The organism is Humiphilus diazotrophicus (assembly GCF_059726315.1).
The window spans coordinates 4,794,000-4,810,398 of the sequence record NZ_AP040870.1; the positions used below are offsets into that span (position 1 = coordinate 4,794,000).

Here is a 16,399-nt window from a genome sequence, read left to right on the forward strand (position 1 = left end):
GAGTTTCAAAAATTTGGAAAAACGGTGGTTGTGCAGTGTTTTTGCAGCTCGTTTACCAATTAATGGGATGCTCCTTCACATTTCAACGAGGCAAGTGATTCGAATCACAACCACCTGTATAGCAGCAGTTTCAGGATTGCAGAGCAATGAGGAGTATGACCTGTAGATCGATGCAGGCCCTGTGGCCGACAAACCGCAATGGGATCACAGCTCAAAGGAGAGGCCTCCGATGAATTTGACCCCTGGAGTCCTTATATTTAGTGCTCTTTGCCCCTTGCTGGCCGGAGTAGTTCTCCAACTACTCCTGTCCCGGCTGCTGACCTCGCGTGGGAAAGGCATTCTAGCCGTACTTTGCTGCCTGATGAGTCTGGTGGCCGTGGTTGGTGCCTATCCAACGGTTCTCGGCGGGGTACCTCTGGTTTTTCAAGCCGGGATATGGGATGGGCCACTTGCTCTGGCTTTTCACGTGGATGCACTAAGTCTGCTCTTTGCACTGATGGCCAGTGGACTCGGTCTGATCGTGCTGTTCTACTCCATCGATTACATGGCCGAAGACAAGTCCGCCACCCGCTTTTATGCGTTGATGCTGACTTTCATCGCCGCCCTGGTTGGGATGGTCTACAGCTCGAATCTCTTCCTCTTCTATCTGTGCTGGGAAGCAATGGGGCTGTGCTCCTTTAATCTAGTGGGCTTCTGGTACAAGGATCGGGAAGCTGTCACGGGATCGCGCAAGGTTCTGCTGATGACTCACCTGGCAGGTTATGGACTCCTGGCTGCAATCCTGATCATTACTAGTCGTACCCATAGTGCTCTGTGGACAGATCCAGCGGTTGCGCATGCCTTTACAGGTGGAATCTTCCTGCTGATGCTGATTTCGCTGATTGCCAAGTCAGTTCAATTTCCGCTGCACACCTGGATTCCCGATGCCATGGCAGCTCCTACTCCGGTAAGTGCGCTGCTGCATGCCGCCTGCTATGTCAAAGCAGGCGTTTACCTGGCGGCTCGTATGCACAGCTTTGGAGCGTGGCCACTCTCCTGGAGCGCGGCCATGATGTGGATTGGAACCATCTCCATGGTTGTCGGTGTGCTTTTTGCCATGGTGCAGCACGATTTGAAGCGCATGCTGGCTTTTCACACAGTCAGCCAGATTGGCTACATGATTACCGGCATCGGATTGGGCACTCCGCTTGGGATTACAGCCGGACTACTGCATTGCCTGAGTCATGGTTTCTTTAAAGGTGGTCTCTTCCTTACCGCCGGTGCGGTGCAACATGCCACCGGAACTCGGGATATGGATCAGCTGGGTGGCCTCATCCGACGCATGCCGAAGACAACTGTGATCTGGTTGATCAGCGTCGGCAGCATGATGGGCGTGCCGTTACTGAATGGCTTCACCAGCAAGTGGCTTCTCTATACGGCGGCACTACAGTCTGGGCAGATTATTCCTGCCTTGGCTGCGTGGGTGGTAAGCGTTGGCACCGTCTTTTCCTGTGTAAAGGCGACCAGCTCCGTTTTCCTGGGAGCGACAAATGAACGGACTGAGCATGCTCATGAAGCTCCCAAGTCCATGCTTTGGGGGTTGGGCTTTATTGGAGCGGGAAGTATAGTTCTGGGAGTCTTTCCACAGCTTGCCGTTCGCTACATCATTAATCCCATTCTTCCTGCCTTGGGACTCACTGCGAGTGTGCAGGTCTCTCCCTTTGGCCTCACGAGCACCAGCGGTAGTTGGTGGACGATGGGAGGTTTGATCCTTGTCGTGGTTTCTCTGGTCTTTGGAGGCGCTCTGGTTTATGCGCTTACCAGTACGACACGGACGGTTGTCGTAAGTGGGAGTGTTGCCATGGCTGGTGCTGGCGTTGCAGGTGGAGTCTTCACAGGTGGTGAGTCCATGCCGGGAACGGGCAGGATGTCCGCAACCGATTTTTCTGCCGTGCTGCGTCGGCAATGGGAACCCTTCTTTCGATGGGCGGATGTCGATCGCTATTATCGGGCAATCTGGGAGAGCCTGGATACGATGGCTGGCCTCATCCGCAACGTTGTTTGCTGGTTCGAGACTAGAGCCATAGAGTCGACAATTGGGTTATCGCTTGTTCTGCTGTTCGCTCTGAAATGGTTGGCTCCGCATATTGCGGCTACTGCAAGCGTTCACAGTACAGAAACTATACCTGCGATGATTCCGTTAGCCTGTTCGCTTGCCGGTTGCGGACTCGTCCTTAGTGCGTTGTCTTCTCACAAGTGGCGGCGTCTGGTTCCACTCATGATTCTGAGCGGAACTGCTGCAATTGCAGCTTTACTGGTAGCGGCTCCCGTTCTTCGCCTCACCTTACTTGAAATCGCAACGTTGTTATCTCTGGCTTTGGTCTGGCAATGCCTGAAAACTCGCCAAGCCTTCTGGTTGTATGCCCTGATCGCGGTAGGATCGGCCATTAGTATCATCTCCGGACAATTTCTATTGGTGCATGGCAATACCGAGTGGGCCCGCGCACTGCTGGTGTGCGGTTTCTTCTTGAAGCTGGCGATTGTTCCACTCCTATTCTGGTTGCCACGAGTGGCGGAAGAGCTGCCCTCATTGGTTGCAGGACTTGTAATTTCGGTTTTGGACATCGCCGCATTTGCAGAGCTATACGTTTTGTCTCAAGTCCATCCATGGCTTTTGACTCCACATGGGTTGTGGATTGGGGCCGCAGTTACTTCTTCGCTCCTGGGGTCGGTCCTGATGCTGACGCAGAAGAACTTGAAGCGGCTGCTGGCGCTATCGACGATCGAAGATATGGGCTTCCTGCTTCTCGGTCTGCTTGCTGCGACTCAGCTTGGGTTTGAAGGCGCTTTGATCGGAGCTGCGGTCCATGCACTCGCCAAGGGGCTGTTGTTTGTTTCTCTGAGCACTCCGGAAGCAGAAGGGAAGCTGGCAGACGGAAGCACCGGGCTTGCTACTCGTTATCCATTCAGTGCGGCGGGATTTCTTCTGGGAATGCTTACCGTGCTAGGTGTGCCCCCGACGTTTGGCTTTATTGGACGCTGGAGACTCTATGCAACGGCAGCGCAGGTAGCAGGACCTCACCTGTTGGCTCTCTTCATTTTGGCTTCCATGCTGGCTCTACTCGCCTATGTTCGTGCTTTGACATGTTTTTGGTGGGGGCCTGCTTCGGAAGAGAATTTCGATGTCTTAAGAGAACCATTCTTGTTACGAATTACAGTTTTCGTTCTCATGGTGGTTTTGCTTGCCGGGGGAATCTGGCCGCATGCAATTGCAACCTGGATCGGGGGGATGCAATGAATCTTCTGCGGACGTTGACAAATTTCTGCCGGAAAAAGAGTCCATGGATGTTTCACATGAACACCGGCAGTTGCAATGGTTGCGATATCGAGTTGGCTGCCTGTCTCTCTCCCCGATATGACGCCGAGCAGTTAGGTATTCATCATGAAGGCAGTCCCCGGCACGCGGATATTCTCTGCATTACCGGACCGGTAACTCGAAACGCTCTCAATGCGGTGAAGACGGTATACGGTCAGGTCTGTCATCCCAAGGCCGTGGTTGCCATAGGATCCTGTCCTGCCTCCTGCAATGTCTTTGCCGGGAGTCCGGTGATTGAAGGACCTCTGAATCGACACATCCCTGTCGATGTCTTTGTCCCGGGCTGCCCGCCGACTCCGGACGCCATTATTGAAGGGATCGATCGGGCTGCGAAGATACTTGCCGAGAGGTCGGAGCAACACGTATGCAATGAGGAGGTAAGCCAGTGAGATTGACGGCTAGCTTATTACACTTTCTGGTTTTTCCAGGTTTATGTTTTGCGATACCTGCAGCGTGGATCTTTATGTGGGCAGAACGAAAGGCTGTTGCCCTGATGCAGCGTCGCATTGGTCCTCCCATACTGCAGGCCTTCTACGATTTCATGAAGTTGATGGGGAAGTATCCTCCGACGCGCCGTGGATTAGATGGCAAGCTGATGAAACTCTGGCCCGGCCTTTCCGTGATCGCGATGCTTGCGGCTATCGGGCTTCTGCCTGTATTTCCCCAGAGTGGTGGTTTCCCGGGAGACTGGGTCTTGCTGGTGACTCTTCTGGAGCTGCCCTCCATCTTCATTGTTCTTGCAGGACTCACCTCCGGATCGCTCTATGCTCAGATCGGTTCGACACGTGAAGCGGTTTTGGGAGTTTCTACCAATCTGGTTTTCCTGATGTCGGTGGTGATGATTGCCGTTTCGAAGCACACCTTTCGAATCGCCGATCTGGCGGTACCGGTTGCCGATCCGGCGCATTGGCTCGGTGTTATGGGGATCTTGCTTTGCATCCCTGCCAAATTGCATTTGAATCCCTTCTCGACAACGAAAGCTGAGCAGGAGATTTATGCCGGTCCTCTGACGGAATATGCCGGTGTATGCCTGGCGCAATGGGAGCTTGCTCATGGACTGGAGTGGGTTGGGCTGACAGGGCTGGTCTCCTGTCTGATTCTGCCGCGCACCGAGGCCTGGTGGATGGATGCTCCGCTCTTTGTCCTTACATCGCTTGTGCTGGTCCTTCTGCTGGGAGTTGTTTCCGCAGGAACGGCTCGGCTTACCTTGAAGCGTTCTATCCAGTTCTATTGGCGCTGGGCTCTGGTTTTAGCCGTTCTGGCGGTATCTTCTGCGGCGTTGATGAGGTTCAGACCATGAACATCTTTCGTCTGCTTTTTGAGAATCTTCACAAGGGGACGATTACAGCGCGCTATCCCCAGAAGCAAACGCCAGCTGAGCATTTTCGAGGGATGGTAGAGAACGATGAGACCCGATGCGTCGGTTGTGCTCAATGTGCTTACGTCTGTCCTTCCGGAGCGATTGAGGTTCATCGGGAGGGTGAGACGTATACCTGGAGCTATGACCCCGGTAGATGTACCTTCTGTGCCCGCTGTATTGATCGCTGCAAGCCCCAGACCTTGACCATGCAGTCTACGCGGCCTCCTGTCTATGGATTCGAGGGAGAGCTGAAGAAGGTCCTGACAATGGTTCGTAAGCGTCCTGCTCCCAAGCCTGCTCCAGTTAAAGAAGCGGAGCAGGCCGGAGTCTGAACCCTCAGTCTGGACAATCGCAAGATTCTTGGAATTCTCGATAAGCTGCGTGCTCGAGCGCGAGAAACACGGAGACAGAAAAGTGTCAGAAATGGATACCGATTTCAAAAACACACTTCGACAGCTGGGCGTGGGCGATGAATGGGAACAGGCAAATGGCTCCTGGTGGATTGCGCCGGAAGAAAAGGACGTTCGCGCTGTTACACAGTTGATGCTCTCAAGCGGAGCTCGTTTTGTGACCATCACCGCAGTCGAGAATGCAGAGGACGAATTCAATCTGGACTATCACTGGGATTTTCATGGCGAGCTTCTGACCTTTCTTCTGTGCACCAAAGAGAAGCGCATTGCCAGCATTTATGATCTGGTTCCCGCTGCTGATTGGGCGGAACGGGAGATTCACGATTACTTCGCCATTGCTTTTTCCGGCAGGGGTTCTATTCAGCCTTTGATGCTGCGTGTTGGCGATATCCCCGGAGTTCATCTCGGAGGCGAAGCCGCGCAATGAGTTATCGCGTTCCCATCGGCCCTTATCATCCTGCGCTGGAGGAGCCCTATAAGCTGGAGCTGGCTTGCGATGGGGAGATTGTTCGTGAGGCCGAACTCTATGTAGGATTCAATTTCCGGGGCATTGAGTATCTGGCGGAACGCCGCAACTTCATCCAGGTGATCACCCTGGTTGAACGGGTTTGCGGTATCTGCTCCAATGTCCACTCACTCTCCTTTTGTCAGGCCGTTGAGCGACTATCAAACCTGATTCCTCCTGAGCGTGCTCTCTATATTCGCGTTGTCATGTCCGAATTGGAAAGGCTGCACTCTCATTTCCTATGGGCAGGCATTGCGGCAAAACTCATCGGTTTCAAGACGATGTTTATGACTTGCTTCGCTCTTCGCGAAAAGGTTCTGGATGCTTTGGAAGCGATCTCGGGGAATCGGGTTAACTATGGAATGAATTGCTTCGGTGGTGTCAATCGAGATATTACCGATCCGGAGTTGGTCCTGAACATCGTGGGGGAGATGGAGCGTGAGATAACCCGAAGTGTTATCCCCATCTTTACCCAGAATGCGACAATCAGTTCTCGCTGTACGGGAGTTGGCGTTCTGACAACGGAGCAGGCAAAAGCTTTGGCGTTAGTTGGACCGCTGGCAAGAGCTTCGGGGGTTCCACAAGACATTCGCAAAGATGTCCCTTATGCGGCCTACGATCAGCTGGAATTTCAAGTACCGGTCGAAACAGGTGGAGATGTGAGAGCAAGACTCGTCGTAAGAGCCTTGGAGATGATTGAGAGCTGCCGGATTCTTCTCCAGGCGCTCAAGAAGATGCCTGCCGGTCTGATACGAAATCCCGCACCAGTTGCCGCTCGTGCAAAAGTCCCAAGCGGAACAGCGGTTAGCCGAATCGAAGCTCCCCGCGGAGAGGTTTTTTATTTCGTAGCTTCGGATGGCTCCGATATCCCTCAGCGCGTAAGGGTAAGGACCCCGACTTTTATGAACATGCCAGCGGTAAAGCTGGCGGTGATAGGAGCGGAGTTGGCCGATTCGCCTTTGATTCAGGCCTCGATTGATCCTTGTTATTCCTGTACTGATCGATAAGCAATAAGAGCCGGGAGACCCAGCCCCGGAATTGCAGATTCAATACTTGTGAGGATTTCTGCGTTTGCATATCCTTCCTGCGAAGCTTTCTTTGAAAGGAATTGGGAGTGAAACGCGGAATGAGGCATCTTGCTCTTTCCCTCAGTGCATGGGGAATTTCTTCATTGTTGTTAGCGGGTATGGCCTTTGCTGAGGAAAAGAGCGTAGCTCCCTCTCCTCCCATGGGATGGAATAGCTGGGATTCTTACGGTACAGATGTTCGTGAAGAACAGGTCAAAGCCAATGCGGACGTGATGGCTCAAAAGCTGTCACGCTTTGGCTGGAAATACGTAGTGGTCGATATTGAGTGGTATGCTCCGAACGCCGCAGGACACGATTACAAAGAAGGTGCTTCTCTTTCCGTGGATTCTTATGGGCGGCTGATTCCTGCCGAGAATCGTTTCCCTTCGTCTGCAAAGGGTGCAGGATTTAAGCCATTGGCTGACTATGTACATGCCCGGGGACTGAAATTTGGTATTCACATCATGAGGGGAATTCCGCGACAAGCAGTAACGAATAACCTTCCCATTCTTGGTACTCAATACCATGCTGCCGATATCGCAGACAAGGTACATATCTGCCCCTGGAACCCGGATATGTATGGCATCGATATGTCCAAGCCCGGCGCACAGGAATATTACGATTCTATCGTTAAGATGTACGCCTCATGGGGCGTTGACTTTATTAAGGCCGATGATATGCGTCCTTATGATCAGCGTCAGCCTGAATATACGGCAATCGCGACTGCAATCCACAAAACGGGCCGCTCCATTGTATTGAGTTTGTCTCCAGGGCCTGCTCCAGTTCCTTTCGCTTCTGTCTTTGAGCAACAGGCGCAGATGTGGCGCATCTCGGATGACTTTTGGGATAACTGGAAGTTGCTTCTCCAGCAGTTCGATTACACTCGCGACTGGGCTCCGTACATAGGTAAGAACAACACCTGGCCGGATGCAGATATGCTTCCTTTAGGCAGCATTCGTGTTCATAGCACTCCCGATGCCGAAAAGCCGAATCACACACTCTTCACACCCGATGAACAGCGGACAATGATGACTCTGTGGAGTATCTTCCGTTCGCCATTGATCTTTGGTGGCGATCTGCTGACAACGGATGAAGCTACTTTTACTCTTCTGACGAATTCCGAGGTATTGGCTGTCAACCAACATAGCCGAAATAACAAGCAAGTCTTGGATAAAGATGGTGTCCGTATTTGGACAGCGGAATCGGAAGATGGTCGAGTTCATTATGTTGCGGTTTTTAACATCGGAGAAAAAGAGCAGCAGGCAGATTTCGCCTGGCAGGAGATTGGGCTTAAGTTATCTACTCCAACTGTACGGGATTTGTGGAATCGGCGTTCGTTGGGTACTGCCGAGAAGCTTAAGATAGGCCTGCAGCCGCATGCCTCTGTCTTTTATGCCGTTTCTGAGCGCAAAAAGAGCTAGGGCAAAACCAGCGTAGATGTATCCTGAGCCACAAATTCTTGTGCAGGTTTTCCGTAAAGAAAACCTGCACATCACCGTATTTTGTGAGGACACAGTAACGCTGGTTTCGCGCTCTAATGGGCGCCCCATTCGATTCGCATCTTTTCGCGAATCGTGTGGGGTTCCCGCTTTCTTTAAAGAGCATTAAATTTGTTCAGTCACGTGAACTAACCCTCTTCCGGGCTACTTACAACCGTAGGTTGAGTTATGAACGCCTCTCCGGGTGGATCAAGTTACCTTCAGGAGGCAAAATTTTTATTTTTGTCAGAGCCCAAGATCATTTATGGTAACGTTATCTATATCGGTACGCCTGAAGAGGTACCTTGCACTGCAGGAGGGCTTTATGGACGGATTTTCTGCAGATCTAGTTTGTTGAAGGGCAGGCATTTAGTTCCATGTATTCAATCGGTGTGGATCTCGGTGGTACCAATCTGAGGATTGGTGCATTTTTACAGGACGGAGAATGTCTTGGTTCCCGTTCCATCCGGACAGATGTTGCGGGCGGTCCCTCGGCTGTTATTCGGGATATGGCGCGAGTTGTCGCCGACCTGAAGGGCTCTTGCGCCAATGGGAAGAAGCTCGTCGGAATCGGTATCGGAACCCCGGGTCCACTGGAACTGCCAATTGGGATTCTGCGAAATCCTCCCAATCTGGAAGGCTGGAGCGGTTTCCCCCTTCTTGAGGAGTTCAAGAGAGCTCTGGGGCCCCAGGTCTACCTGGAAAATGATGCAAATCTTGCGGCACTTGCGGAATGGATCTTTGGTGCCGGTCAAAAGCAGGGCTTCAATAGCTCTCTGGCAATGCTCACTTTAGGAACCGGCGTTGGAAGCGGCATTATTCTTGATGGCAAGATCTGGCATGGCTTCTGCGGTATGGGGGGCGAGGCTGGACACATCATTGTTGTCGATGACGGCGCGCCCTGTGGATGCGGAGGAAAGGGCTGTCTGGAGAAATATGCGTCAGCGACAGCTGTCAGCCGTATAGCCGGTGAGCATGGACTGAAAACCCGTTCGGGTGAGACTCCGAGCTCCGCCGAAGTGGCCGAACTGGCCCGGGAGAAGAATACGACTGCGTTAGAGGTCTTCCGGATTGTCGGTCGTAGCCTGGGAATCTCGTTGACTGCCTTGATCAATACACTCAATCTGCCTCTTTACGTGATTGGCGGAGGTGTTTCTCAGTCATGGGATCTTTTTGCTCCGGCGATGTTTGAAGAGCTTAGAGACCGCAGTTATGTGTATCGGTTGACTCTTCCGAAGAACGAACGGGATGCAAACGATGGTGCAGAGGGCGAGACATTTATCGTACGTGCACAACGGGGATCGGAAGCTGGTCTGCTAGGTGCCGCGATGTTGCCCTTCCATTTGCAGGGATATTTATCCAAGGAAGAACAGACGAGCACTTCGAGTGTCGTCAGATAGCGCTGTTTCAGGTAAAGCATTTGTTTGATGGATGTAAACCGAAGTACGAAAATCGAACAGGCTTCGATGCTTCGGTCTACATCCTTCCGCGAAATACGAAATGCTCAGCGCAGTTCTGCGTCTTTGAGGAAGTTATAGTCTCCTGACAGGGGGACGTGGACATTCTTCAATCGCCGGCTGTGAACCAGGACCGTATCGAAGTACCAAAGGTTGATAGCAGGAAGATCGGTTGCCAGAATCTGCTGGATCTTACGGTAGTCTTCCTTGCGCTGTTGCTGGTCGGTAATTTCGGATGCGTTCTGTACTAGAGTATCCAGTGCCGGATTGAGATAACGGCCGCGATTAGCCCCTTTAGGCGGAACACGTCCCGAAGAGAAGGCATAGCCGAAGATATCCGGCTGCTCGTTTCCTCCAATCCATCGCAGCGTGAATACCTGGAAGGCTCCCCGGCTGATATCCGCATAGAATGTGGCAAATTCAAAGCTCCGGATATCGAGGGCGATACCGATTTGTCGGAGTTGCTGTTGCAGAATTACGGCAAGGAGTCTGGAACTCTCGTCTGTCGAAGTTTTCATGCCGAGATGAAAGCGCATGCCGTCAGCCTGTCGTTTGTAACCCGCTGCATCCAGGATTCGGTTTGCCTGCTCCGGATCGTAGGGATAATGGGCAGTATCTCCAGACCAGGCCCAGTGCTGTTCCGGCAACATGCTTTCGGCGATCTTGGCATGGCCTCTCCACAGAGACTGAATAATTAACGGACGATTGATCCCGAAGGCGATGGCCCGACGGATGTGGGCATCCTTCAATGTCGGATCCTGCACATTGAACCCGAGATAGCTAACGATGGTTCCCGGGCCGCTTTCGACGACCAGTTGCGAACGAGAACGCAAGGCCTCGACCATGTCTGCCGTTAGCGAGTTGATCGCAACGTCTGCGGAGCCCTTCTGTAACTCCAAGGCTCGAGTAATCGCATCAGGAACGACGGAAAAGGTGACGCGCTCGATATGTGGCTGCGTATTCCAGGAGTTCGGGTTCCTTTCCAGAACTACTTCTTTGTCTATCTCCTGCCTGACAAAACGGAAGGGGCCGCTACCGATGGGGTGTTTCCAAAAGTCGGGCCCACTACCTACGGGAACAATTCCGATTCCGGCGTCGGCCAGATTGGGCAACAGGAAGTTATCCGGCTTCTTGAGATGGAAGATGACGGTCTTCGGATCGGCTGCTTCCACGCTATCGATACTGACGTATGCTCCGGCTTTGGCCGTAACTATCTTGCCGGATCGAATTGAATCGAAGGTCCACTTCACATCTTGTGAAGTCAATGGTCTTCCATCATGGAAATGGACATCCGTTCGCAAATGGAAGGTAACTGTCTTCGGATCGGGAGATTCCCAACTGGTAGCCAGCGATGGCTGCATCGAAAAGTGCTCATCACGACGAACGAGCCCATCGAAGATCAACGCATCGATCCTCTCGGATTGCGCATCGGTGCCGATGCGCGGATCCAGGCTATTGGGGCTGCTTTCGATAAGAACAACTACAGCGTCGTTCTGCTGGCGTGAGTGCTTGCATCCTGAGAGAGATGCCAAAAGCCCTAAGGACATGGCCAGGAACGCACGGTGCGGAAATGCCCTAAACATACGTGATTTGCCCCAGAATTGCAGGACGTTCCGCGCCGGTTGCCGACGGTACATTCCCTGGCAGATGGTTCCATGTCTGCCAAGCCAGAAGAGCAAAGGCAACAGCCTCCTTTGCCTGAGTCGGCAGGCCAAAATCTTCGCTGGTGGCTACGCGACAACCAAGTGGTGAAAGCCTTTCTTCCAGCATGCGGAAGAGCGTAACGTTCTTTGCTCCTCCTCCTGAGAGGAGGTAATCGACGGCTGCTTTCTTCATATCCGCAGCTACGAATTGTTCATAGGCCATGCGAATGCTCTCTGCAGTGAAGGCTGTGGCCGTAGCAATCGCGTCTTCAGGGCGCTTGCTGGCTTTTTGGCAATCGCGAAGGAATTGTGCAGCATATTCTCTTCCGAACTCTTCACGCCCCGCTGTCTTGGGAGGCGCAGAGGAAAAGAAGCGATTGCGAAGAGCCTTCTTCAATGGTGTTTCCAGAATCTTTCCTTGAGATGCGATCTTGCCGCCTCGATCATACGAGCGATGAAAGAGTTCCTGCATCAGTGCATCGATGATCATGTTTCCCGGGCCCGTATCGAAGGCCCGAACGGAGCGGAGATTTGCCGAAGGAGGAATCGATGTCAGGTTCCCGATGCCGCCAATATTTTGCAGAATCCGGCCTCGCGTGGCATGGCGAAAGAATGCATAGTCCAGGAGCGGGACCAGCGGAGCTCCGAGTCCACCGGCCGCCATGTCCGCAGGGCGGAAGTTGGAAACTACCGGGACACTAGCCTGAGCAGCGATCAAAGAAGTTTCTCCAGCCTGCCAGGTGCAAGCAAAGGTACTTCCCGCGTAGCGGCTGGGTTCTGCCTGATGATAGAGCGTCTGGCCATGACATCCGACGAGGTTGAGGCGGACGGGATGCGTTGCAAGGGTTTCCTTAACCGCTTCGGCATAAGCCAATCCCAGGCGCCAGTTCAAACGGCCCAGTTCTGCTGTAGAGATGGAGCTTGCATTCATTGCAGCAAGCACTGCACGGCGCAGCGCGGCAGGAAAAGAAAATGCACAATGCTTTAGCAGACGAAGCCGTGGATAGCTTCCTTTTGCCTGAGGAGTTATTCGTACCAGGGCAACGTCGATTCCGTCGGCAGAGGTACCGCTCATAATACCGGCAACAACCATGGGCTTTGTTACAGATTTCATTTGCTCACCTTTCTGTCTGCTTTGGCCTTCTCTACCGTCTGGAAGAACTTGTTTACATCTCCACGGAGCTTCTGTAATCCCTTATCTGTGAGAGGAGATGTCTTGGCCTGGGTTAACAGCTTACGCTGGCATGCACGAATGTTTTTCGCGCGTGCCTCAACTTGTCTGGCAAAAGACGAGGATTGCTCCGCATGGGTTAGCAGTGCTTCGTAGGCGCGGAAGATGAGTTCCTGGCTGTGACAGATTTCAATCAAGTCAGTACCTGCACCGATTGCTGCAACGGCAGCCTCTTCCATTGGCATGTGCTTAAGGATGCCGCCCATCTCCATGTCATCGGAGAGGGCCAGTCCGCGATATCCGATCTGTTTGCGCAGAACATTATTGATCCAGAAGCTGGAGACCGATGCCGGAGTTTGCCCGCTCTTGGTTTGCGGATATGCCGCATGAGAAACCATCACAATCGGCAAATTGCGACGAAGTTTCCGGTATGGAAGCAGATCGTATTGCCACAGGTCCCGATAGGTGCGAGGGATTGATGGAGTGGCCTCGTGGGAATCGAGTGTGCCACCTCCAAGACCGGGAAAGTGTTTGCCACAGCCTAGAATTCCTTCGGAGTGGAGTCCGTCGAGAAACTCGGAGGCATAGCGGATAACTCCTTCCGGGGTTGGCGCGGCGACTCTGGTCTTCATTACCAAAGCCGATTCCGGCAACCCAAGATCGAGAACAGGTGCCAAGGTGGTATTGAATCCTAAGGCCCGCACCTCTCGACCGATGAGCTTTCCGTGTTCTCTCATGAGCCGGGGTTTTCCGTGTTTTGCTACCGCCTGCGCCGACGGGTTGGGGGCAATGACATCCCGCAGCCGATCAACCAATCCTCCCTCGACATCGACAAAGCGAAAGGCTGGCTGGGCACAAAGGGCTGTGGACTCTTCCAGCAGGCGACGGGTTTGTTCGACGGTTTCAATATTGCGACGGAAGAGGATGATGCCGGAAGGGCGAATCAGCTTGAGCCAGGCTCGCTCCGTTGCCGTCAACTCCGGGCCGGAGAGGCCGACAATAAGCAATTGACCAACGGAGTGGCGCAGCTGTGTTTTTGCCATGGATTGATTCTAGAGCAGATCTTGCGTTGCTATAGACGGTTCATGAATGGCGATATGAAGAGGGGCTGCGATTGGTTTATCAGAAAAATCAATTACTTCAGGAATCAGTCACCAAGGCCTCACACGATTTGACCAGCAAGCAGGTTAGATCGTGTGAGGCCCTGCTTTTATAACTTCTGTTGCTGAATCTCACTTTTTAGCTCATTCAGCAGATTCAGTGCTTCCAGAGGCGTCAGAGCATTAATGTCTGTTTCTGACAGGCGATCGACAACTCGCTGAGAGAGGGGGGTGAACATTGTCAGCTGGAGAGGCTGGTCTTTCTCTACTTCAACATTGCGCCGTTCCGCTTTCTCGTGTTGACGCAAGACCTGTCGGGCACGTTCGATAACTGCCGAGGGCAGTCCTGCCAGACGTGCAACATCGATACCGTAGCTCTTGCTTGCGGCTCCCGGTTCAATAGAGTGCAGAAAGACGATTCCCTTTGGGGTTTCCTTCACATTGACACGCAGATTTTCCAACCGTGGCAGCTGATCGGACAACATGGTCAGCTCGTGGTAGTGCGTAGCGAAGAGCGTTCGAGCTCCAACCTCTGCATGCAGATATTCCACGGTGGCCCAGGCCAGAGAAAGTCCATCGAAGGTTGCTGTTCCTCGTCCCATCTCGTCGAGCAAAATCAGTGACTGTGCCGTGGCGGTATTTAGGATGGTAGCTGTTTCGGTCATCTCTACCATGAAGGTGGAGCGCCCACGGGCTACGTTGTCGCTGGCACCAATGCGGGTGTAGACACGGTCGACCAATCCATAGCGAAAGCTTGCCGCAGGAACGAAGCAACCCATCTGCGCCATGATGATTAGAAGCGCCGCCTGCCGCAGATAGGTAGATTTACCACCCATATTGGGTCCGGTGATGAGCAGGAGACTAGGTCCCTTTGTGTCCAGATAGAGGTCGTTAGGTGTGAAATGGCCTTCGCTACTTTGTTCCAGCAGGCACTCGATCACAGGATGCCGTCCACCTTTGGCTTCAAGAACACTATCTGAGGTCAATTGAGGCCGGACATAGTTACGGGAAGCTGCGAGGTGAGCAAAGTTGGCCAGCAAGTCCATCTCCGCGACAATCGAACTTGATCGCCGGATGCGTCCGGCGGCTTCCAGTACACAACGCCGTAGTTCGGCGAAGATCCGCTTCTCGATTTCGATGCAGCGTTCGTGCGCTGTAAGGATGCGGGTTTCGTAATCCTTAAGTTCCGGAGTGGTGAAGCGCTCGGCATTGACGAGCGTCTGCTTGCGCTCGTAATCGTCGGGAACAGACTTCAAATTGGCCTTGGTGATTTCGATGTAGTAGCCAAAAACTGAATTGAAACGAACCTTAAGCGAGGAAATGCCGGTTCGAGTGCGTTCGCGCTCTTCAATGGCTGCAATGGCCTGTCGTCCGTTCTGACTGGCGTTGCGGAGATCGTCCAGTTCGGTATCGACCCCGGGTGCAATTGCTCCTCCTTCCGCTAAGGTGAGCGGGGGATTGGGAACCAGGCTGGTAAGAATGCGAGAAGTCAGCTCCTCCAACAGGTCTAGGCGCGAACTGAGATCCTGGCAGAGTGGTGCTGCGATCTTTTCTGCAGCGGACTTGACTGCAGGCAGCTTCTGTAGCGAGGTAGCGAGTGCAACCACATCGCGTGGTCCAGCGCTGTCTAGAGAGATCCGGGCCAGAAGGCGTTCCAGATCCATGACGCCTGAGAGAGCATTGCGTAAGCCCTCACGCAGTAACAAATCCCCAGTGGCGGCACTAACCGCTTCATAGCGATCTTCAATCGCTGGTGCGGAAAAGAGCGGACGCAGGATGGAGGAGCGCAACATGCGCTTGCCCATCGGGGTAAGGCAAAAGTCGAGTGTACGAAAGAGCGTGGCTTCCTCCGAGCTGTCGGAGAAGAGCGGGGAAATCAGCTCGAGATTGCGAACCGTTACATGGTCGAGTTGTAAAAACTCCGAGCGTTCAAAGAAACGGATGCTGTCTACGTGGGTAGCATCGAGTTGCTGGGTTGACCGGACATAATGGAGCACGGCTCCGGCGGCAACTGCCGCAGCTGTGTGTTCGGAGAGCCCGAAGCCATCCAGCGAATGAGCGTTCAACTGCCGTTCCAGCAAGGGAACGGCGTAATCGGAGGTAAAGACCCAGTCTTCAATGCGTGTCTTGGCTGGAATGCGATCCAGGGCTGGCATGTCCTCTGTGGAAAGACTATTGGCCAGCAAGACTTCTTGAGGTTGTGCCTTAAGCAACTCCTCAAAACATTGAGCGTCAGCACCGCTGCCGGTGAATTCGGCAGCGCGAAATTCTCCGGTAGAGAGATCGAGCAGTGCCAGGGCTGCGACATTGGTACTGAGGTGCAAGGCCGCCAGGAAATTATTCTGTTCCTGTCCCAGGGCTGGATCCATTGCCGTTCCCGGAGTTAAAACCCGGGTGACTTCTCGGCGAACGATCTTTTTAGTCAGCTTGGGATCTTCCATCTGCTCGCAGATGGCAATGCGGTATCCCTTGCGGAGCAGCCGGGTCATGTAGCCTTCGGCGGCATGATAGGGAACTCCGCACATTGGGACGTTTCGTTCCTTGTCGCGAGCCGTGAGCGTAATTTGCAGCTCCCGGGAGGCTACATGAGCGTCATCAAAGAAAAGCTCATAAAAGTCGCCCAATCGGAAAAACAGAAGGGTATCCGGATGTTGACGTTTGGCAGTCATGTACTGCCGCATCAGGGGGGTCTGCGCCGCAGCGGGCGCCTGAGTTGTTTGTTCTTCAGACACGAAAACGGTTTTCCTTCTACCCAGGTCGGAAAAGATCGGGATGAGCAGCTTGCCTTATCAGCAAGGTTGGTAAAGCCCAGAATATCGCGAACACGGGGGAGGGTGTAGCCCGGCAGCCCAA

12 protein-coding genes are annotated in these 16,399 nt (G+C 53.2%); 8 read left to right on the plus strand and 4 right to left on the minus strand.

Features of this window, described 5'->3' with window-relative positions:
- Positions 1–229: 229 nt before the first annotated feature.
- The 8 genes from AC6I7T_RS20180 (at position 230) to AC6I7T_RS20215 (ending at position 9,575) form a co-directional block, all read left to right on the plus strand.
- Positions 230–3,277: a proton-conducting transporter transmembrane domain-containing protein gene (locus tag AC6I7T_RS20180; protein ID WP_497789346.1), complete on the plus strand. Its 3,048-nt coding sequence runs from the start codon at positions 230–232 to the stop codon at positions 3,275–3,277.
- Entirely contained in the window at positions 3,274–3,744 is a 471-nt protein-coding gene (locus tag AC6I7T_RS20185) for an NADH-quinone oxidoreductase subunit B family protein (protein WP_497789348.1), read from the plus strand. The genes AC6I7T_RS20180 and AC6I7T_RS20185 overlap by 4 nt, the downstream gene beginning before the upstream one ends.
- On the plus strand, positions 3,741–4,655 hold the full coding sequence (locus AC6I7T_RS20190; RefSeq protein ID WP_497789349.1) for a respiratory chain complex I subunit 1 family protein: 915 nt from the start codon (positions 3,741–3,743) through the stop codon (positions 4,653–4,655). Before AC6I7T_RS20185 ends, AC6I7T_RS20190 begins: the two co-directional genes overlap by 4 nt.
- Positions 4,652–5,047, plus strand: a complete 396-nt coding sequence (locus AC6I7T_RS20195) for a 4Fe-4S dicluster domain-containing protein (protein WP_497789351.1) — start codon at positions 4,652–4,654, stop codon at positions 5,045–5,047. The genes AC6I7T_RS20190 and AC6I7T_RS20195 overlap by 4 nt, the downstream gene beginning before the upstream one ends.
- A gap of 91 nt (positions 5,048–5,138) precedes the next feature.
- Positions 5,139–5,552, plus strand: coding sequence for an NADH-quinone oxidoreductase subunit C (locus AC6I7T_RS20200; RefSeq protein ID WP_497794631.1), 414 nt, complete (start codon positions 5,139–5,141; stop codon positions 5,550–5,552).
- Complete coding sequence (locus tag AC6I7T_RS20205) at positions 5,549–6,637, plus strand: hydrogenase large subunit (RefSeq protein WP_497789352.1); 1,089 nt, start codon at positions 5,549–5,551, stop codon at positions 6,635–6,637. The genes AC6I7T_RS20200 and AC6I7T_RS20205 overlap by 4 nt, the downstream gene beginning before the upstream one ends.
- Before the next feature lie 119 nt (positions 6,638–6,756).
- Positions 6,757–8,118, plus strand: a complete 1,362-nt coding sequence (locus AC6I7T_RS20210; RefSeq protein WP_497789353.1) for a glycoside hydrolase family 27 protein — start codon at positions 6,757–6,759, stop codon at positions 8,116–8,118.
- 434 nt (positions 8,119–8,552) lie between these two features.
- Positions 8,553–9,575 carry an ROK family protein gene (locus AC6I7T_RS20215; protein WP_497789354.1) on the plus strand — a complete coding sequence of 341 codons (1,023 nt, stop codon included), beginning with the start codon at positions 8,553–8,555 and terminating at the stop codon, positions 9,573–9,575.
- A gap of 104 nt (positions 9,576–9,679) precedes the next feature.
- Here AC6I7T_RS20215 and AC6I7T_RS20220 read toward each other — a convergent pair whose 3' ends face one another.
- The 4 genes from AC6I7T_RS20220 to mutS all read right to left on the minus strand — a co-directional run bounded on the left by AC6I7T_RS20220 (position 9,680) and on the right by mutS (position 16,227).
- A complete protein-coding gene (locus tag AC6I7T_RS20220) occupies positions 9,680–11,215 on the minus strand; it encodes an ABC transporter substrate-binding protein (RefSeq protein WP_497789355.1) in 1,536 nt (511 codons plus the stop codon).
- Positions 11,208–12,389: an anhydro-N-acetylmuramic acid kinase gene (locus AC6I7T_RS20225; protein ID WP_497789356.1), complete on the minus strand. Its 1,182-nt coding sequence runs from the start codon at positions 12,387–12,389 to the stop codon at positions 11,208–11,210. The genes AC6I7T_RS20220 and AC6I7T_RS20225 overlap by 8 nt, the downstream gene beginning before the upstream one ends.
- Positions 12,386–13,489, minus strand: coding sequence for a beta-N-acetylhexosaminidase (nagZ, locus tag AC6I7T_RS20230; protein WP_497789358.1), 1,104 nt, complete (start codon positions 13,487–13,489; stop codon positions 12,386–12,388). The genes AC6I7T_RS20225 and nagZ overlap by 4 nt, the downstream gene beginning before the upstream one ends.
- A gap of 167 nt (positions 13,490–13,656) precedes the next feature.
- Complete coding sequence (mutS, locus tag AC6I7T_RS20235) at positions 13,657–16,227, minus strand: DNA mismatch repair protein MutS (RefSeq protein WP_497794632.1); 2,571 nt, start codon at positions 16,225–16,227, stop codon at positions 13,657–13,659.
- Positions 16,228–16,399 lie beyond the last annotated feature (172 nt).